An 18,792-nucleotide genomic window follows, 5' to 3' on the forward strand; every position below is an offset into this window, starting at 1 on the left:
GAGGTCATGAGACACCTGGATGACGAGGCGCTGCGCGCCCTTGCCCGTCGTGAGCCGGACGCGGTGACGTACTTCCGCGAGCACCTGGCCACCGCGTGCGAGGTGTGTGAAGGCTTCCTCGCCACCCACTCCGGCCCCGACGTCCTGGATGGACAGGTGGACGCCGTGCTCCTCGCCCTGGCCCCGCCCCGCGCCGACGCCCCGCTGGATGAGGTGGGCTTCGCACGGGTGCGCCGGGAGCTGCGCAAGCCTCGCGTGGACACTCGACGATGGGGCCTCATCGCCGGAGCGGTGGCCGCGGGCCTGCTCGCGATTCTCGTGGTCCCCCGGCTGCGCCAGGGCGGCTCCGGAGTGGAGCTGGGAACCGCGTCCCAGGAGCCGGGCGTGAAGGGCCAGGTGGGCCGAATCGCGCTGGAGCTGGCGGTGGTGGCCAAGGGCTCGGATGGGGCCCTGCGCCGGTTGGACCCGGACACCCTGGTGGACTCCGACGACGTGCTCCTCTTGCGCTACCACGCCACCGAGGCGGGCACCGCCCTGCTCTTCCAGCGGCGCGAGGGCGAGGAGCCCCAGCTGCTCGGAACCTTCGCGCTGGAGGCGGGGACGCATGACCTGCAGGGCCCCCAGGGGCTCTCCGGGGTCAGCCTGGAGGGAGAGTCCGGCCCGCTGACGCTGTGGCTGGCCGCTTCTCCCGCCGGACTGGAGCCCTCCCCGGACGAGGTGAAGCGCGTGCTGGTGGGTGAAGGTGAGCGGTGGGAACAAGGCACGCTGGCGGTGACGAGGTTCGACGTCCGCGTTCGAAGCGGCCAGAATCAGCCCTGATTCGGGTAACCGTGAGGAACCTTCTTCCCATCCTGCTGGTGGCGCTGACGGCGTGCGCGACTCCTTCGTCCCAGGGGACGGAGAAGGGCGGACTGGTGCCGCTGCGGCTCGACGAGGAGGCGCTGTCGAGCGCGTACACGCCCCGGCGCATGGCGCTGCTGGTGGGCATCTCCGAGTTCGATGACCCGCACTGGCGCGGCCTGCGCTACCCCGCCAAGGACGCCACGGACCTGGCGGCGGCGATGTTGGACCCGGCGCGCGGGCGGTTCGACCAGGTGCGCGTGCTCACGCGGCCCGAGGAGACGACGCGCGCGGCCATCCTCGCGGCGCTGCGGGAGCTGCGAAAGCAGGCCCACCGTCCGGACGACGTCGTCGTGGTCTACTTCTCCGCGCACGGCACCCTGGCCCGGGACGCCACGGGCGAGCTGCGCCGCTTCCTGGTGACGCGCGACGCTTCTTATCGCGCCATCGCCCAGACGGCGTTGTCCATGGACATGCTGAAGGCGGAATTCGACGCGCTCTCCAGTCGCCGCAGGCTCCTGGTGCTCGCATCCTGTCACAGCGGCAACGGCAAGTCGCTGTTGCCCAAGGAGCTGGAGAAGGAGCTGTCGGGCGTCAAGTCGGGCTTCTACGCGCGGCCCCTGGAGGAGTCCTCGCGAGCGTCCATGGTGTTCGCCGCCTGTGACTGGGGCGAGACGGCGCGCGAGGACGAGGGGCTGCGCAACGACATCTACACGCACTTCCTCGTCGAGGGCCTGGGCGGCGGCGCGGACCGCAACACCGACGGCGCCGTCACCGCGACGGAGGCGCACGACTACGCGCGCAGGCGCACCTTCGCCTTCACCGAGGGCCGGCAGCGCCCGTCGGCGGAAATCCTGGAAGTGGGCGCGGACCCGGTGGTGCTGTCGGGCAACATCGCCCGGACGGGCCGGCCGGAGCTGTTCTCCTACAACCCCCGGTTGGATGGCTTCACGCTGAAGGTGGACGGCGAGACGCGCACGGAGCTGCCGGGAGGCGCGGCGGTGACGCCCGGCAAGCGCACGGTGGAGCTGACCAAGGGCGACGCGGTGCTGATGCGCCGCGACGTGGAGGTCAGCGCCGGGGAGCGGCTGCCGCTGGAGCAGCTCCTGTCGGAGGCCTTCCCCCGGCGCTCGCTGTCGCTGCTCGGGGGCATGTTCACCTTCGCTGACGCGCGCAGCCGCAAGGAGCTGTTGCCGCTGGCGCCGGAGGTGGCCGTGTCGCTGCGGCTGGAGGACCGTCCGCTGCGCGACTTCGGCCTCCTGTTCGACGTGGGCTTCAGCACGGGCCGGCGCGCGCTCCAGCTCCAACCCGACGACGAAATCTCCTTCCGCTACACGACCTTTTCGGCCGGCATGGCCCTGCCTTACCTGTGGCGATGGGAAAGATTGACGCTGTTCGCCGGTCCTCGTGTGGCCGCCCTGTACCTGGGGCGGTCCTTCGAGGTGGACACCTTCGTCAGCGGGCAGCGCTTCTTCACCGTCAGCCCCGGCGTGGTGGGAGGAATGGTGGTGCGGGTGGGTGAACGTCTGGAATTGATGACCCAGGCGCAGCTCATGCTGACGTACGTGGTGGTGGATGGTGAGGGACAGGCCGTGGGATTCACCGGCGGCTGGGCCGGTGTGGGGTATCGATTCTGATGGGTTCGAGACAACACATCGCGTTGGGAGTCGTCCTGCTGCTGGGAGCGGGGGCGTGCGGCAACCTGGAGAACGCGCCGCTGCGAGTGGGGACCATCGAAGGGCAGCTCACGGAGTTCGACCCGGCGGTGGCGGTGGTGTCCCTGGTGGGGGCCCATGACGTGCGCTCGTCGGTGGACGTTGAGGGGCGGTTCAAGCTGGAGGGCGTGCCCACGGGGCCCGCGGAGCTGTTCGTGGTCGCCACGGCGGAGAAGGCGACGCGGGTGTCCGTGAAGGTGTCGGGCGGCCAGTCGGTGAAGCTCTCGCGCGTGGCGCCCCGAGACGCGGGCTTCTTCGAGATGCGGGTGAAGGCCTCGCATGGCGAGCGGGTGGCCGGCGTGGAGGTGTCCGTGCTGGACACGCCCTTCGAGCGGCTCGTCCTGGATGGCGCGGGGCGGCTGCGCGTGGGGCCCCTGCCGGACGGGTGCTACGGGTTGAGCATCGCCGGCGTGGGCTTCTCCGGGGTGCAGGCCGAGGCGTGTGTGGGCTCGGGCGAGAAGAAGGAGCTGCGCGTGGAGCTGGAGCCCAACGCGGAGCTCGTCAACCGCTGCGGCCTGACGGGCTGCGCGGACGGACTGATGTGCGGCCCGGGCGGCAACTGCGTCGAGTGCCTGCTGGATGGGCAGTGCGGCGCGGGGATGGTCTGCAAGGGCTTCCGCTGCGGAGCGGTGGGCCCGCGCTGCGGCGCGTGTGATGTCAACGGGAGCTGCGCGGAGGGCGCGGCGTGCCAGCTCCTCGCCGAGGGTGTCGCCACCTGCGTGAAGCAGTGCACCGAGTCCATGAACGACGAGGACCGCGTGGCGAGCCGGTGCGAAGCGGGCTTCACCTGCCAGCAAGGCAGCTGCCTCCCGGACCCGGCGCGCTTCCAGGGCTGCCGCGCGCTGCTTCAGCTCGGCGCGGAGTGCGCGGACGATACGCGCTGCCAGAAGCTCGGCCTGCCGGACGGGCTGTGCCTGGAGGGACAGTGCACGGTGTCCTGCACCCAGGACGTGGAGTGCCCGGGCGCGTCGCGCTGCGAGGACTCCGCCGTCGGACAGGTGTGCTCCCTGCGCCACTGAGGCGTCAGGAGCCCTTCGTCCGAGGCACGCGAAGCACGCGATTCACGCGGGGGGCGCCAGCACCAGGCCGTCGCGCGACAGCCGCGCCACCGCGTCCAGGATGTCGGCCTCGGGCATTCCCGTGGCCGCCGCCACCTCTGGCGCGGACAAGCCCTCCACCGCCATCTTCAGCACCAGCAGCGCGGGCGGCGTGGCCTCCTGGTAGTACGTCACCAGGAGCTCCGGATGACGCCAGAGCAGCGCCAGCTCGTCTCCTGCCTCAGGCTCCCTCGTCACGCCCTGGCCCCGGGCGCGCACCCAGGCGCAGATTCGGAACGGCTGCTCCAGCACCACCAACGTGGGATTCGGCGTCAGGCGCTCCACGGGCTCGGGCGCCGCCGCTTGCGAGGCGAACACCGCGAAGTCGGACCACTCGAAGCGCGCCAGCGCGGGTGCGTACGGGGGGAGCCCTCGCGACGACACCGCATCCGCGATGAAGGCCGGGAAGCCCTCGCCCACGCGGTTCACCTCGTGGTGCCGCGCGGGCCGCGTCAGCGTGTAGTCCTCCACCAGCGCGTTCCACGTCTCCGCGCCCACCGCGCCTCGCAGCAGCGGGAAGAGCTTCTCCACCGCGGTGCGGATGTGGCCTCGCACGAAGTCGCCGTAGATGGACACGCGCGTAGAGGGCGCGCGCCACTCCGGATGCGCGGAGTAGAGCCGCTGCAGCGACTCGTCACCCGGCCGCGCCAGGTAGCTCCCCATGCTGTCGAAGAAGTGCTTCAGCGAAGGCTTCATCGCCCCGCCCCTTCCCGCAGCGCCGCGCGCGCCAGGTCCGCCTCGTCCAGCACCGCCTCCATCGACGGGATGTCCTGGTCCCATTCGATGAGCGTGGACACCGGCCCGGTGCGCGCCAGCACGTAGCGGTACAGCGACCACACATCGTCGCAGACGCGGTCGCCGTGCGTGTCGATGATGACGTCCGGATACGTGGTGTGGCCCGCGAGGTGGATTTGCACCACGCGCTCCAACGGTAGCGCGTCCACGAAGGCGCGGGCGTCATAGCCGTGGTTGCGCGCGTTGACGTAGACGTTGTTCACGTCCAACAGCAGCCCGCAGTCGGCCTCCTCCACCACGTTGCGCAGGAAGTCCGCCTCCGACAGCGTGCCGCCGGGCATGTTCGCGTAGTAGCTCGGGTTCTCCAGCAGGAACGGCCGGCCCACGCGCGCGACGACTTCGCGCACGCGAGGCACCACATGCTCGACGACGGCCTCGGTGAAGGGCAGCGGCAGCAGGTCATGCAGGTACACGCCGCCCAGCCGCGAGTAGCACAGGTGGTCCGAGAAGAACGGCGCGTCCACGCGCTTCACGAGCGCCGCGAGCCCCGTGACGTAGTCCTCGTCCAGCGCGTCCGGCCCGCCGATGTCCAACCCCACGCCGTGCGGCAACACCGGCCAGCGCTCGGCACACGCGTCCAGCGCGCGCTGGGAGCGGCCTCCGAGCGAGAGGAAGTTCTCCGGGATGATCTCCACCCAGTCGAGCGTCCGGTGGGTTCGGGGCAGCTCCTCGTAGAAGCTCCGGCGCAGACCGATGCCCACGCCCAGGGGCGAAAGTCCGTGTCTTCGCGCGTACGTCATCGCCACCACGGTCAGCCACCTCCCCGAGAGACAAATAAACCGGGCGGCGGGAGGTGCTCTTCCCACCGCCCGGAGGTCGGCGCGAGGGGTGGGTGTCTTCACCCGCCCCTGGTGCGCCGCGGACTACTCCTTCTTCTGGCCGTTGCAGCCGCCAGCGCCGCAGCCGTGCTCGGCGCCCTTCTCCGGAGTCGCCGCGGGGGCGCCCTCCTGCTTCTGCGCGCCGCAGCCGGCCTCGGCGCCCTTGCCGTCCGTCTTCGCGGCGCCACAGGAGCCCTCGGCGCCCTTCTCCGCGGCGGCCGGCGTGGCCTCCGCCGACTTGGTGGAGGCACAGCCGGTGGCGAGGGAGGCCAGGGACAGGGTGCCGACAATCGCCGCAAGAGCCTTCGCGTTCATGGGGTTGCTTCCTTTCGGTGCTTCGTTGAGGGGGAACTACGGTGTGGACTGCGTGGAGCCCCAGCACCCTGTCGGCCCCAGGAGCGCAATGCGCGCCCACGGGATTCGGCCAACGGGGTTCTGGACATGGCGGACCTCATTTACGGAGGGCGGGAGCTCACGGATGCATCCGATACGCAATTGTCTGCCCGCCGGTTACCGACCGCCTCGCCATTCATCGCGAGGCCTCCTGGCGACGAACACCTACCATCGCCTCGCGCAACGAGCTGTCCCGGGCAGGCACCAGCTTGATGCCCTCCGCTCCCGCCGATACACCCAGCGCTTCTAGCAGACCTTCCTGCTCCACAAAAGCCACACGCCGGAGGTGCCGCGCGAGCAAGCCATCGAACAGCGGCTGCCCCGCGACGGCGTCCACCGCCCCGCCGAATGCACCGAACGTCGAGGTGCTCCCGCGCTCCGCGAGCAACTCCAACACATCCTCCAGTTGTCGCTGGTTTCCAGTGACACGGCGGATTTCCACATCGAGATGCAACGCGAAGAGCGCGCCCGTCCAATAGGTCCCCAGCGCGAAGTCTCCATCGGTGATGACCTCTTCCATCGTGCGGGCTCCCGCCGCGCGCCGCCCTCGCGAGAAGCCATCCACCAGCTCCTCCCAGGCCCGCTCGGCGCTCTGCCGCCCCGAGCGCGCGCGGGCCAGCTCCGTGAAGTAGGTGGCCAGCCCCTCCGACAACCACGGCACGCGCGGCAGGAACGCCGGATGCGTCAGGTGGAGCAGTTCGTGCAGCACCACCCAGTCCCGCGCGAAGGAGTCCGCGCTCGCCTCCTGTCCCACGAGCACGGAGATGCTCGGTGGCGAGCTCCAGAGCACCATGCCGAAGAGGCTGGGGCCCTCGTGTCCGGGCACGGGGATGACGCGCACGGTGGCGCGCGGATACGGAAACGCACGGCGCACGGTGCGCACCTCTTGCGCGGCCTGCTTCAACCAGCCACAGACCTGGGTGTCGTCGACCGAGGTGAAGTGGCCGAGCACCGCCACGTCCAGCACCGCGTCCGGCAACACCACCTGACAGCGGCGCCCTCCAAAGCCATGGAAGCCCGAGTCCACCAGGTCCTCGGCGCGGAGCCGATACAGGCCGGTGTCATCCGGTTGCCAGGGCAGCAGCGCGTCCACGCCCTCGACGACCAGCTCCACGCGCAGGTCGGGCGGCGCCTGGTTGGGACGGATGAGGTACACGCGGCCCGCGACGTGCCGCGCGTCGCCTTCGCCTCCGCCCGAGAACAGGCTGGCCCCGCGCGAGCCGTGGCGTGCATCCAGCTCATAGCGGTAGCGCAGGAAGCGGATGTTCGCGGGGAGCAGGACCAGGCCCTCATCGCTCACGCGCAACTCGAGCCGCTCACCGTCCTCGCGAAACGCGCTCACGGCGCGCACCCCACCCGGCTGCGTGAAGCGGAACGCGCGCGGAGTGCCCCGCACCAGCACCACCTCCACGTCGAGCGCATGCGCGGGCTCGCGAACGTAGGTGATGTTGTAGCGCAGCGCCGCCGGGTCCTTCGCGGCACGCGGTCTCGGCACGCCCAGACAGGACAGCCCCAAGAGGGCGGCGAGCACCCCCAGCACCCAGCGGCCGCGCGCGAAGGACATCACCACCTCCAACGACCCCCCGGCCCGGAGGCACGGTGCGGAGGAGGCGAGCACCACGCTCGGGCCTCCCTGTCCCCTCAGTGTCGCTTTTTCGGAGGCGGCGCGCCGCCCGCGAGCAGGAAGGCGCGCGCGGCCTCCAGGATTTCATCCGAGACGGGCAGGTGCTTCGCCGCCCGCGCGAGCGTCATCGCGCCGAAGAGCAGCGCCACCGTGGCCAGCGCCCGCTGTCGCCCGGTGAGGCCCCCTTCCCCTGGGACATGGGTCGCCAGCTCCGTCGCCAGCGTCTCCACGCCTTGCGCGAGCGCCTCGCGGGCCTCGGGCGTCCCGCGCGTCAGGTCCGACAACACCGACGGCATCACGCAGCCCGTCTCCATGTTGTCGCGGATGTGGGGGTTGAGGTAGCGCCGCACGAAGGGGTCCAGGAACTCCGCGCCGCGCAGCCCCTCGAGCCCGCCGAACCAGCGCACCTGCTGCTGCTGGAAGAACGCGCGCACGGACTCCGCGAGCAGGGTCTCCTTCGAGGCGAAGTGGGCGTAGAAGCCTCCCACCGTCAGCCCCGCGGCCTTCATGACGCGCTCCACGCTCGCGCCCGCGAAGCCCTCCTTGCGGAAGAGCGTCTGCGCCGCCGAGAGGATTCGCTCGCGGGTGGCCTGCTTGTGCTCGGGTGCGTACCGCATCGTCGCGCCCTCTACTCCCGGCCACCGGGGCTCGGGGGTCGGAACACCATGCACGTGGCGGTGCCGTGGGCGTACAGCTTGCCGTCCGCGTCCGTCAGCCGCGCCTGCGCCGTCGCCACGCGGCCTCCCACGTGGATGACCTCGCCCGTGCACGTCAGCTTCCCGGTGTCCTGGGAGATGGCGCGCACCATGTTCACGTGCAGCTCCAGCGTGGTGTAGCCCGCGCCCACCGGCAGCGTGCTGTGCACCGCGCACCCGAGCGCCGAGTCCAACAGCGTGGCCGCCAGCCCCCCGTGCACCGTGCCAATCGGGTTGTAGTGGTACTCCGCCGGCTCCACCACGAACACCGCGCGCCCCTCCGACACCTCCACCGGCGCGAAGCCCATCAGCGCCGCGATGGGCGCCCCGGGCACCTCACCCCGGACGATGGCGCGCAGGTACTCCAACCCCGACAGCGACTTCGCCGCCGCCACGCCCTCGCGGAAGTCTCCCCACGTCACCGTCCTCGCGCGCGTCCCGGTCTTCCCGTCGCTCATCGGCCCCTGCTCCTCCCTCATGGAATGATGGACACCATCATCCGGATTCCGGATATTCCGCATCACCGACAATCAAAGTTGCCAGATGGGATGATGGTCATAATACAAAGGGCCATGCAGCGCACGCCACGAAAAGGAAGGCGCACGAGCGGCCGGGCCGTTCGTCTTCCTGGCGTGTCATCCAAGGGAGCGGCGGATGCAGAAGCGGCGCGTCGTGGTGACGGGAATGGGGCTCATCAGCCCCGTGGGAACGGGCGTGGAGAAGAGCTGGGAGGCGCTGGTGCGAGGCCAGAGCGGCGTGGGGCCCATCACCCTGTTCGACGCCAGCGCGCTCGACTGTCAAATCGCGGGCGAGGTGAAGGACTTCAAGGTCGACGACTACATCGAGCGGCGTGAGTCCCGGCGCATGGACCGCTTCGCCCACTTCGCCGTGGTGGCGGCGGACATGGCGCTGGCGGACTCGGGCCTGAAAGTCACGCCGGAGAACGCCGAGCGCATCGCCACCATCATCGGCTCCGGCATCGGCGGCATCGCAAGCCTGGAGGAGACGCACCGGCGCACGCTGGAGAAGGGCCCGGACCGCATCAGCCCCTTCTTCATCCTCCAGATGATCATCAACATGGCGCCCGGCTACGTGAGCCTGCGCCACGGCCTCAAGGGCCCGTCCTGGGCGCCCAACTCCGCGTGCTCCACCAGCGCGCACGCCATCGGCGAGGCCCTGCGCGGCATCCAGCGCGGAGAGTTCGACGTGGCGGTGGCGGGAGGCTCCGAGGCGCCCATCTCCCTGCTCGGTGTCGGCGGCTTCGCGGCCATGCGCGCGTTGTCCCTGCGCAACGACGCGCCCCAGGCCGCCAGCCGCCCCTTCGACAAGGACCGCGACGGCTTCGTGCTCGCCGAGGGCGCGGGCATGCTCATCCTCGAGGAGTTGGAGCACGCGAAGGCCCGCAACGCGCGCATCCTCGCGGAGCTGACCGGCTACGGCGCCAGCTCCGACGCGTACCACATCACCACGCCCGCCCCCGAGCACGAGGGCGCCCAGCGCAGCATGCGCGCCGCCCTCAAGGACGCGGGCCTCTCCCCGGCGGACATCGGCTACGTGAATGCGCACGGCACCTCCACCGACGTCGGCGACCTGATGGAGACTCAAGGCATCGCCCGCATCTTCGGCGACGCCGCCAGCACCGTGGCCGTCTCCTCCACCAAGTCCATGACGGGCCACATGAACGGCGCGGCCGGCGCCGCCGAGGCCGTCATCAGCGTGCTCGCCCTCACCCGAGGCGTGCTGCCGCCCACCATCAACCTCCAGCACCAGGACCCGCTCATCACCCTGGACTGCGTCCCCAACGTCGCGCGCGAGGCCCGCGTCGACGCGGTGATGAGCAACTCCTTCGGCTTCGGCGGCACCAACGTCTCGCTCATCTTCCACCGGCTGAGCGCTTGAGCCCCGCGCGTGGAAATGACCCTGTAAACCGCGAATCCCGGTTTACCAATACGCCAAACCGCTGTGCCGCGCTGCGGCGGTAAACTTTTGACAACGTGCGTTGAAGACCGCCTGAAACGCACATCCGCGCGCGGATAAAGCGCAGCGATTACATGTGGTTGCACGTACTCGAAGGGCTATCGCCCTGTGGAGGACGACCGTTCCGTCGCCCGCCGCACAGGGAACAGCCCCTGGAAAAACGTTGATTGCAAATCGGTAAATCGATTTGCAGAGTGGTTCAGAGGGGCGAGGGCGCGAGAGGCCACGCGCACTCCGACGGGACCCGACTCAGCCATGAACGACAACGCACTGAACGCCAACGTGGGCCTGAAGCTCCGGGGCCTGCGACTCGCCCGCAACATCAAGCAGGCGGACGCGGCGAAGGACCTGGGGGTCTCCCCCGCGTATTTGAACCTCATCGAGAAGGGCAAGCGGGTGATGCCCTTCCCGCTGCTCTGGAAGGCGCTGCGGTATTTCGACCAGGACCCCGAGCAGTTCATGTCCACGCTGGGCGAGGGGCGCGTGGACGAAGCGCTCGCGAAGCTGCTGGACGAGCCGCTGCTCAAGAGCCTGGACATCGACCCGGAGTCGCTCCAGTCGCTGTCCGCGGAGCCGAAGCTCGCCGGCACCGTGGCCGCGCTCTTCAACCTCTACAAGAACACGCGCACGCAGCTAGAGAACGTGCTCGCGCAGCTCAACGTGGAGGAGCGCACGCGGACGCAGGGCGGCGGCGCGGGCAACGGCACCGTGCCGGGCGTGCGCTTCGACTACTCACCCTTCGACGAGGTGAGCGACTTCCTGGAGACGCACCGGAATTACTTCCCGGAGCTGGAGGAGCAGGCGGAGGAGCTGCGGCGGGACATCAGCATCGAGCGCCAGCTCACCAGCGGCCAGCTGATGCAGCTGTTGGAGAAGCGCTTCGGCTACCGCGTGCTCATCGACGCCTCGCCCAGCGGCTCGTCCGTGGTGCGCCGGTTGGACCCGGAGGAGCAGACGCTCACCCTGTCCCCGGACCTCACCGAGCAGCCGCTGAAGTTCCAGATCGCCGCGTCCATCGGCCTGTTGATGCTGGACAAGGAGAAGCTGGTGGAGCGCATCCTCGGCGCGGGGCGCACCCGCCACGGGGAGACGACGCGGCTCATCAAGGTAAACCTGGCCAACTACTTCGCCGGCGCGCTGATGCTCCCGTACGGAGACTTCTTCAAGGAAGTGCAGCGCACGCGCTACGACGTGGAGCTGTTGTCGAGCATCTTCGGCTCCACCTACGAGACGGTGGCCCACCGGCTGTGCAACCTGTCGGACCCCAAGCGCCCGGGCATCCCCTTCCACTTCCTGCGCTCGGACATCGCCGGCAACATCTCCAAGCGCTACAGCGGCACCGGCATCCGCTTCGCCAGCGGCGGCGGCAGCTGCGGCAAGTGGGCCGTGCACCTGGCCTTCCTCAATCCGTCGCAGCTCACCCGGCAGTACTCCATCATGCCGGACGGCACGACGTACTTCTGCTTCGCCAAGGTGCAGTTGCAGCCGACGGAAGGCTCCATCGTCAAGGGCACCGCGTACTCCATCGGCCTGGGCACCCACGCGGAGAACGCCAAGTACCTGGCCTACGGCCTGCCCACCAACGACTTGCGCAAGGATGCCATCCCCTCCGGCATCTCCTGCCGCTTCTGCGAGCGCACCGACTGCAACCAGCGCGCGGCGGCCAGCTACCGCTTCGCCTTCTCCTTCGACGAGTACACGAAGAAGGACTGCTTCTTCTCCCCGCTGCTCGGCTACGAGCAGGCCGACAAGGTGGAGAAGGAGAAGGACCGGCACCACGCGCCGCCGCCCCCCGCGGGCGCGTCCGTCCCCCCGGACGTCAATGGCACTGACCGGAGCGAGAAGCACGATTCGTTGGACAAGGCGGCCCGACGCCGCAAGGGTGGCGACGCGTGAGCATCCACCCGCCCGACGACACCGAACGCGCCCACTTCCTCGAGGCGCTCCAGAAGCAGAAGAACGAGCTGGCCACCCTGCGCATCACCGGCTCGCCCACCCAGGTGGGCCAGGGGCTGGTGAGCCTGGCGGAGCTGCACGGCATGCTGGAAGACCATGCCGCCAGCCGCCAGTGCTACGAGGAGGCCCTCGCGATGTTCAAGGAGGCCGGCTACAAGCCGGGCCAGGCCCAGGCCTGCTTCGGACTGGGTGTGGTGAAGGCGAACTTCGAGGACCACCGGGGCGCGGTGGAGCTCATCGCCCAGGCCGCCAAGCTCTTCAATGAAACGAAGGACCGCGAGGGCGAGGCCCTGTCCCGCGCCTGCATCGGCGAGTCCCTGCGCGCGCTGGGTCAGCCGGAGGCCGCCGAGGAGAAGTACCAGGAGGCCCTCATCCTCTACCGCCAGACGCGCAACACCGAGCGCACCGCGCGGCTGCTGCTCGACATCGGCGACATCCGCATGGAGAAGGCCGAGTACGAGCCGGCTCGCAAGCGCTTCCTCGAAGCCATTCCCATGCTGGAGCAGGGAGACGACGCGGAGGCGCTCGCGCTGGGCCACCTGCTGCTGGGTGAGTCCGAGGGACTGCTCGGCAACCACGAGGGCGCGCGCACGCACCTCTTGCGCGCGGTGGAGCTGTACCAGGAGCTGCACGACCACGTGTACGAGGCCCGCGCCCGGTGGGATTTGGGCCTGTCCTGCTACTACTCGAACGATTTGCCGGCGGCGCGAAGCCACCTGGAGGCGGTGATTCCGCTCTACGAGGAGCAGAACCGCGCGGACGAGGTCGCCAAGGTGCGCAACATCCTCGCCCACTTCGCCGCGCGCGGCGCCTGAGGCGCCCACCCACCGCCCTGCTCCGGGCGCCGCATCACGCCTGGATGCCGGCGCCCACCGCCAGGGCCAACAGCCCCAGCACTCCCGCGGCGATGACGGCGTAGCGCCACTCACCGCGCAGGCCCAGCAGCGTGCCCGCCACGCCCAGCCGCGCCACCGGCGTCACCAGCAGCAGGGACGCCGCCGCCTTGCGCAATTGGTCGATGGCCACGTGCGTCGTCTCCGTGCCTGGCAGCGCCTCCAGGCCCAGCGACAGCACGAACATGCCGCCGCTCAGCACCGCGCCCACGCGCAACACCCGGGCAATCCACCGGTCTCCCGCGAGCGTCCTGTCCCGCACGCGCGTGACGCGTTGGGACGGTGCCTCGATGAGCCCCTCGGTGATGGGCTCTGCTTCCAGCTCCGGGGCCTCGGCTTGCGCCGGGGTCGCCACCATCGCGTTCTGACCCATCACCGCCGGGTCCGACATCGACATCGCCGCGGAGACCCGCGGCGGTTCAGCACCGTCCGGGTCGCCTTCGCTCACTCCCACACGCTCGGCCACAGTCCCGCCCCTCCCTTCCACAACATCTGCCCCGCCACCGACAGCAGCACCAGTGCGAAGAGCTTCTTGAGCACAGCCGTGGGCACCTTCGGCATCAGCCGGCTGCCCACATACGCGCCGGCCAGCACACCCACCACCAGCGGAGACACCAGGGCCAGCTTCAGGTGTCCGCGCAGCGCATAGGCGGCCACGCTCGCCGCGCCCGTCACGCCAATCATCAGGTTGCTGGTGGCGCTGGCCACCTTGAACGGCACGCGCATGCCGTAGCTCATCAGCGGCACCTTCAGCGGCCCGCCGCCCACGCCCAGCAGCGCGGAGAGCCCGCCCGCCACGAACGAGCCGGAGATGCCCAGCGGGTAGTTCGTCGGCTGGTAGTCGTCCAGCGTGGCCGGCTCCCTCCGGGGCGAGCGCAGCAGAATCATCTGCAGCGCGACAAAGAGGGTGAACAGGCCGAACACCACCGCCACCATCGCCGGGGCGATGAGCGCCGCCACCAGCCCTCCGGCGATGGCGCCGAGCACCGTCGCCAGCTCCAGCGTCAACCCCAGCCGGATGTCACTCAGGTGGTTGTCTACATACCCGGCCGCGGCGGCACACGAGTTGGCGACCACGCACATCAAGCTGGCCGGCACCGCCTCCTCCAGCGGCAGCCCGAAGCCGAGCACCAGCGCGGGCACCAGCACGATGCCACCTCCGATGCCCAGCATCGCGCCCAGTGCTCCCGCGAGCCCGCCCACCACCATGAGGAGAAGAACCGTCATTCAGTCACGAGGATAGGAGCGTGCCAACGCCACGCCCAGAGCCATTCCCCTGTAGGGAACAAGCTCGCCAGGACGGTTGCTCTGCATGCGAAACCACCCGGCACCCGGGGGCGATGCGCGGCGCGCTATGCGGCCCGTACGCCCAGGTTTCCCTCGGGAAAGGCCTCCAGGAAGCGGGCGCGCGTACGAGGTGTGAAGGTGCCCCTCGCCATGTAGCCGTGCAACCTCCGAAGGACTCCACGTGCCGACTCCAGCGCACCTTCAACCTCCTGCGCGAAGTCGAACGTGTCGTTGCGATACAGCTCCTGGAAGGACAGATGCGCGAAGGCGGGCAGCGCGCGCGTGCGGCCCATGGGGCTGGAGAGGAACAGGCCGGAGACATAGAGGCCGCGCACCCAGCCATCCACCTCCGCCTTGGTCGGCGCCTGCCCCACGCGCTCCTGGGACGACAGCCGCACCAGCTCGTAGATGCCCCGGCCGATGCCGCGCCACGGGAAGCCAGGACTCTTCACCACCTGACACTTCTCGCGCAGCCGGGGCGTGCCCAAGAGCTCCACGCCGTGCAGCTCGCGCAGGTAGAAGAGCGTCTGGGCCCATTCGATGTCGCGGTGGGCCGCCAGGGCCCGCTCGCCGCGACGGCGGTGGCGCACCACCAGGTCGTCCACCACCGGGTGCAGCCGCCGGTCCAGGCACAGGTGCGTGAAGTAGCCGGCCAGCAGGGCCAGCCCCGGCTCGGTGCCCACCAGCGCGCCGGTGGCCACCAGCTCCGCCATCTTCAGCCCGAAGCCCACTGGCGCGCGCTCGTGATACAGCCGCGAGTACAGGGGCAGCTCCCGCTCGGGCAGGAACGCGGCGAGGCCTCCACGCACGCCCTCGCACAGCGGCAGGTCCGGCAGCGCCACGCCGAAGCGCGCGTAGGGCAGGTCCTCGGAGAGCGCGCGCACCCACTCCGCCGGCAGCTCTCCGGGGTTGGCGGCCAACCGTTCGATGGCGGTCAGATGCATCAGCAAGGTGGGCATTGCCTGACTGCTACCCAGGGCCCTGTCGCAATGCAACGCTCGAATGAAATCGAGCGCTTTGCGTGCAACAAGGTGGGCGTTACAGTCCGCGCCCTCCCCTGCATCCCCACTCCCGTTCAGGAGCTCATCGGCCCATGAATTTCACCTTCGTCTCCGGCGACGCCACCCTCGCGAATGGCGACCTGCTCGTCATCCCGCTCTTCGAGGGCGAGCTGGGTGAGGGCGCCCCGGCCAGTCTGGCTTCGGCGGACAAGTCGCTGGAAGGCCGCCTGCGCGGCGCCGCCACCCAGGAGGGATTCAAGGCGAAGGCCGACCAGTCCCTGGTGATGCACACCCTTGGACGCACGGCGGCGGGCCGCGTGCTGCTGCTGGGCCTGGGCAGCCGCGCGCGCTTCCACCCGGAAGTCCTGCGGCTGGCGGCCGGACGCGCGGCGAAGACGGCCCAGCGGCTCAAGGTGACGTCGCTCATCGTCGCGCTGCCGACGACGCAGTCGCCCGTGGACGCGGTGCGCGCGGTGGTGGAGGGCCTGGAGCTGGGGGCGTACCGCTTCGACAAGTACAAGTCCTCCGCGCGCGAGGAGAAGGGCACGCCCAAGCCCATCAAGGTCTCGCTCGCGCTGCCCGAGGGCACCGAGAAGTCGCGGGACGTGGAGGACGCCCTGGCGCTGGGCAAGCGCGTGGCGGAAGCCTCCAACTGGGCGCGCGACCTGGTGAACGAGCCGCCCAACACGGTGACGCCCACGGCGCTGGCCGAGGCCGCCCGCAAGTCAGCGCGCGAGCACGGGCTGAAGATCACCATCGGCGGCAAGCGCGAGATTGAAAAGCTGGAGATGGGCATGTTCCTGGGCGTCACGGCCGGGAGCACGGAGGAGCCCCGGCTCATCCACGTCGTCTACACGCCGAAGAACGCGCGCGATGCGAAGCGCCCGCCGCTGGCGCTGGTGGGCAAGGCCATCACCTTCGACTCCGGCGGCCTGTCGCTGAAGACGGCCGAGGGCATGGTGGACATGAAGACGGACATGGCGGGCTCGGCCGCGGTGCTGGGCGCCATGCAGGTCATCGCCGCCCTCAAGCCGCCCTTCCCCGTGCATGCCTTCATCGGCGCGTGCGAGAACATGCCCTCCGGCGATGCCTACAGGCCGGGCGACATCCTCACGTCGCGGCTGGGCAAGACGGTGGAGATCACCAACACGGACGCCGAGGGCCGCCTCGTCCTGGGTGACATCCTCACCTGGGCCTGCGAGCACCAGCCGTCCGCCGTCATCGACCTGGCGACGCTCACGGGCGCGTGCATCGTCGCGCTGGGCAACTACATCGTCGGCGCCTTCGGCGACAACGACGGCACGGTCAACGAGGTCCTCCAGGCCGCGCGCACCGCGGGCGAGGAGATGTGGCGCCTGCCGGTGAGCGAGCTGCAGAAGGACGCGCTGCGCTCCGAGGTCGCCGACATGAAGAACTCCGGCGAGCGCTGGGGCGGCTCCATCAACGCCGCCCTGTTCCTCAAGGAATTCGTCGGCGAGACGCCGTGGGTGCACCTGGATATCGCTGGTCCGTCCAACAGCCCCAAGGAGCGCGGCTACAACGCCAAGGGCGCCACCGGCGTGGGCGTCCGCACCCTGGTGGAGTGGGTCCGGCTGCGCGCCGAGACGCAGGCCACCCAAGCCCCCGAGGCCCCCGCGAAGCCGGCCCGCGCGGCGCGTGGCGCCAGGAAGTCCGCGCGGAGCTGAAGTCGCGCCCCTCCTCGCCGCGGCCCGTCCAGTTCGTCGACGGGCCGCGCGCAGACGCGGTGAAGCGAAAGCCCGCGGCTCAGGGCACCACGGCCTGCGGCATCTTGCTGGGCGGGGCCTTGCGGTCGGGCAGCGGGCGGATGCCTTCGATGAGGGCATCCACGTTGAGGAGGTCTCCCGCCACCGCCTGCGCGGGCCAGGTGGCCAGCATCATCAGCACGCGGCCCTCCTGCCCCTCGCGCACGGCCACGCGGCCATGCACGTTGTCACCCACCTTGAAGCTGAAGCCCACCGCCGTGTCCGACAGCGACAGCGGCACCGGGTCCGTGGTGATGAAGCCCGGCTGCTGACGCAGGCCCTCCGCCAGTCGCTCCGCGAACTGGGTGGGCGTGGCCACCGCGGGCGCCACCTGGAGCACCACCTGCGCTCCGGACCCCGCGTGACGCAGCACCACCGGAATCGCCAGGCCCTCCGGCGTGCGCTCAGTCGACACATCCAGCTGCCACTCGTCGCTGGGACGGATGATTTCGAACCCCAGCTCCTCGTCCACATACGGCCCGGACACGGACGTCGTCAGCGGCGCCTCCACCCGTCCCGAGCCACCCGTCCCGGGCTGCGCCGCGTCCGCCTTCACGGCCTGGCGCGAGCTGCTACAGCCCGCCGCGCCCAGCACCAGAAACCCCCACGCCAGCTTCCGCAACACACCCATGACCATCGTCCCCCGACCACGAACGCCGTGGCCGCGAACGTGGGCATGTGGCGCCTGCTAGGCCAGCCCTCCCTGGAGGGTGCGGTAGGTGTTGGACAGGCGCTCGGCCACGTCGGGAGGCAGCACGTTGCGCGCGGAGAACAGCGCGTACGAGACGATGGCGTCCAGCGCCTCCAGCGTCAGCGCGCGCGCCACCGCCTCGCCGCCGCTGGACAGGTTCGCTCGCAGCCGCGCCACGTCCACCCGCCCCTCCGCGCTCAGCACCACCCCCGCATACGCGTCCTCGAGCCCCGCGGGCGGTGAATCCAAAAAACCCCGCAGCAGGTCCACGTCCTTGCCCGCGTCGCGCAGCGCGCGGTGAATCAGGGACAGGAGCAGGTTGTAGCGCTCCTCCGCGGACAACAGCTCCCAGGCCATGCCCTCCACCGCGGGCACGGGCGGCGCGGGAGGCGTGGCGGGACGCACCGTCAGGTGGCCTGCCTGCACGCACTCCTCCACCCACGTGAAGAACGCGTGGTGGCCGCTCTCGCGCAGCGTGCGCAGCTCGCCCAGCGTGGTGCCCGCGCCCAGCTTCTGGAAGAAGCGCTCCTCGCCCGGCCGCGGCCCCTGGGGCCCGCCTTCCGCGCGCATGTCCTCCGGGTAGCGCCGCCGCCACCGCGACAGCTCCTCCGAGCGCTTGATTCCGGTGAGCACCAGGTCCCGCGTGCGCTCCGGCAGCTTCACCACGTCCGCCATGGGCGCGGGGCCCTCGACGAAGAGGAAGCTGCCCTCCGTCAGCTCGAAGAGGCTCAGCACCACCTCCCGCACCACGTACGTCATGGCGCTGTAGAGGTGGGCCTCGGACACCAGGCCCTCGGAGGTGAGCACCTGGCCGATGCGCCGCGACGGCGTCACGCGAGAGAGCGCCTGCGTGAGCTGCGCCTGCGTCACCAGCCCCAGCCGCACCAGCACCGCGCCCAGCCGCTCCCATCGCTCCGTGGACGTGGCGAAGACCACCTGCCCATCCCGGAAGGACACCGTGCGGCGCACGGCGCCGTGCTGCACGGCGAGCAACCCGCTGCGAATGCCCGTCAGGACGTGGGCGAACACCTCCTCGACAGAGAGCGTCCCGAGCGTGCCGGCCAGGAAGCCGGCGAAGCCCGTGGGCTCCTGGAGGAGCACCATCCCCTCCGGCCCGTGGAACCAGGCCGAGAGGGGACGGGAGGAGGACAGGCCAGCGGCGAGCGACTTCTCCAGCTCCAGCGAAGTCGCCTCACCGCCGACACGGGGCGTGGCCTTGGGTTTCTGGGCCACCGCCCGTGCCCTCC

18 protein-coding genes are annotated in these 18,792 nt (G+C 70.4%); 7 read left to right on the plus strand and 11 right to left on the minus strand.

Annotated elements, in window-relative coordinates; genetic code table 11:
• The first annotated feature begins 6 nt into the window (after window positions 1–6).
• From LZ199_RS22330 to LZ199_RS22340, 3 genes are read left to right on the plus strand one after another with little or no spacing between them, the layout of a single operon-like run.
• Entirely contained in the window at window positions 7–819 is an 813-nt protein-coding gene (locus LZ199_RS22330; protein ID WP_253995760.1) for a hypothetical protein, read from the plus strand.
• A gap of 11 nt (window positions 820–830) precedes the next feature.
• Complete coding sequence (locus LZ199_RS22335) at window positions 831–2,477, plus strand: caspase family protein (protein WP_253995761.1); 1,647 nt, start codon at window positions 831–833, stop codon at window positions 2,475–2,477.
• Complete coding sequence (locus tag LZ199_RS22340; protein WP_253995762.1) at window positions 2,477–3,574, plus strand: carboxypeptidase regulatory-like domain-containing protein; 1,098 nt, start codon at window positions 2,477–2,479, stop codon at window positions 3,572–3,574. The genes LZ199_RS22335 and LZ199_RS22340 overlap by 1 nt, the downstream gene beginning before the upstream one ends.
• A gap of 42 nt (window positions 3,575–3,616) precedes the next feature.
• Here the strand turns inward: LZ199_RS22340 and LZ199_RS22345 are convergent, their stop codons facing one another.
• From LZ199_RS22345 to LZ199_RS22370, 6 genes are all read right to left on the minus strand, one after another.
• Window positions 3,617–4,348, minus strand: a complete 732-nt coding sequence (locus tag LZ199_RS22345; protein WP_253995763.1) for an HvfC/BufC N-terminal domain-containing protein — start codon at window positions 4,346–4,348, stop codon at window positions 3,617–3,619.
• Window positions 4,345–5,187 (minus strand): MNIO family bufferin maturase, encoded by an 843-nt coding sequence (gene bufB / locus LZ199_RS22350; RefSeq protein ID WP_253995833.1) that lies wholly within the window; start codon window positions 5,185–5,187, stop codon window positions 4,345–4,347. The genes LZ199_RS22345 and bufB overlap by 4 nt, the downstream gene beginning before the upstream one ends.
• 123 nt (window positions 5,188–5,310) lie before the next feature.
• Window positions 5,311–5,580: a hypothetical protein gene (locus LZ199_RS22355; protein ID WP_163862412.1), complete on the minus strand. Its 270-nt coding sequence runs from the start codon at window positions 5,578–5,580 to the stop codon at window positions 5,311–5,313.
• A 214-nt stretch (window positions 5,581–5,794) separates the two neighbouring features.
• Window positions 5,795–7,222, minus strand: a complete 1,428-nt coding sequence (locus tag LZ199_RS22360) for a M61 metallopeptidase family protein (protein ID WP_253995764.1) — start codon at window positions 7,220–7,222, stop codon at window positions 5,795–5,797.
• 77 nt (window positions 7,223–7,299) lie between these two features.
• Entirely contained in the window at window positions 7,300–7,899 is a 600-nt protein-coding gene (locus LZ199_RS22365; RefSeq protein WP_253995765.1) for a TetR/AcrR family transcriptional regulator, read from the minus strand.
• Between the two features lie 11 nt (window positions 7,900–7,910).
• Window positions 7,911–8,435: a PaaI family thioesterase gene (locus LZ199_RS22370; protein WP_253995766.1), complete on the minus strand. Its 525-nt coding sequence runs from the start codon at window positions 8,433–8,435 to the stop codon at window positions 7,911–7,913.
• 196 nt (window positions 8,436–8,631) lie between these two features.
• Between LZ199_RS22370 and fabF the strand changes: the two genes are divergently transcribed.
• The 3 genes from fabF (at window position 8,632) to LZ199_RS22385 (ending at window position 12,725) form a co-directional block, all read left to right on the plus strand.
• A complete protein-coding gene (gene fabF / locus LZ199_RS22375; RefSeq protein WP_253995767.1) occupies window positions 8,632–9,876 on the plus strand; it encodes a beta-ketoacyl-ACP synthase II in 1,245 nt (414 codons plus the stop codon).
• Window positions 9,877–10,209: 333 nt separating this feature from the next.
• Window positions 10,210–11,850 (plus strand): helix-turn-helix domain-containing protein, encoded by a 1,641-nt coding sequence (locus tag LZ199_RS22380; protein WP_253995768.1) that lies wholly within the window; start codon window positions 10,210–10,212, stop codon window positions 11,848–11,850.
• Between the two features lie 2 nt (window positions 11,851–11,852).
• Entirely contained in the window at window positions 11,853–12,725 is an 873-nt protein-coding gene (locus LZ199_RS22385; RefSeq protein WP_323389800.1) for a tetratricopeptide repeat protein, read from the plus strand.
• Between the two features lie 34 nt (window positions 12,726–12,759).
• Here LZ199_RS22385 and LZ199_RS22390 read toward each other — a convergent pair whose 3' ends face one another.
• The 3 genes from LZ199_RS22390 to LZ199_RS22400 all read right to left on the minus strand — a co-directional run bounded on the left by LZ199_RS22390 (window position 12,760) and on the right by LZ199_RS22400 (window position 15,049).
• Window positions 12,760–13,251, minus strand: coding sequence for a hypothetical protein (locus LZ199_RS22390; RefSeq protein WP_253995770.1), 492 nt, complete (start codon window positions 13,249–13,251; stop codon window positions 12,760–12,762).
• Entirely contained in the window at window positions 13,248–14,030 is a 783-nt protein-coding gene (locus tag LZ199_RS22395) for a sulfite exporter TauE/SafE family protein (RefSeq protein ID WP_253995771.1), read from the minus strand. Before LZ199_RS22395 ends, LZ199_RS22390 begins: the two co-directional genes overlap by 4 nt.
• A gap of 125 nt (window positions 14,031–14,155) precedes the next feature.
• A complete protein-coding gene (locus tag LZ199_RS22400) occupies window positions 14,156–15,049 on the minus strand; it encodes a zinc dependent phospholipase C family protein (RefSeq protein WP_253995772.1) in 894 nt (297 codons plus the stop codon).
• Window positions 15,050–15,183: 134 nt separating this feature from the next.
• On the opposite strand from LZ199_RS22400, the gene LZ199_RS22405 reads away from it, so the two are divergent.
• On the plus strand, window positions 15,184–16,776 hold the full coding sequence (locus tag LZ199_RS22405) for a leucyl aminopeptidase (RefSeq protein ID WP_253995773.1): 1,593 nt from the start codon (window positions 15,184–15,186) through the stop codon (window positions 16,774–16,776).
• A gap of 79 nt (window positions 16,777–16,855) precedes the next feature.
• Here the strand turns inward: LZ199_RS22405 and LZ199_RS22410 are convergent, their stop codons facing one another.
• Complete coding sequence (locus LZ199_RS22410; protein WP_253995774.1) at window positions 16,856–17,485, minus strand: hypothetical protein; 630 nt, start codon at window positions 17,483–17,485, stop codon at window positions 16,856–16,858.
• A 57-nt stretch (window positions 17,486–17,542) separates the two neighbouring features.
• A complete protein-coding gene (locus tag LZ199_RS22415; RefSeq protein WP_253995775.1) occupies window positions 17,543–18,778 on the minus strand; it encodes a DUF4388 domain-containing protein in 1,236 nt (411 codons plus the stop codon).
• Window positions 18,779–18,792: the final 14 nt, after the last annotated feature.

This window comes from Myxococcus qinghaiensis (genome assembly GCF_024198215.1).
Taxonomy (GTDB): domain Bacteria; phylum Myxococcota; class Myxococcia; order Myxococcales; family Myxococcaceae; genus Myxococcus; species Myxococcus qinghaiensis.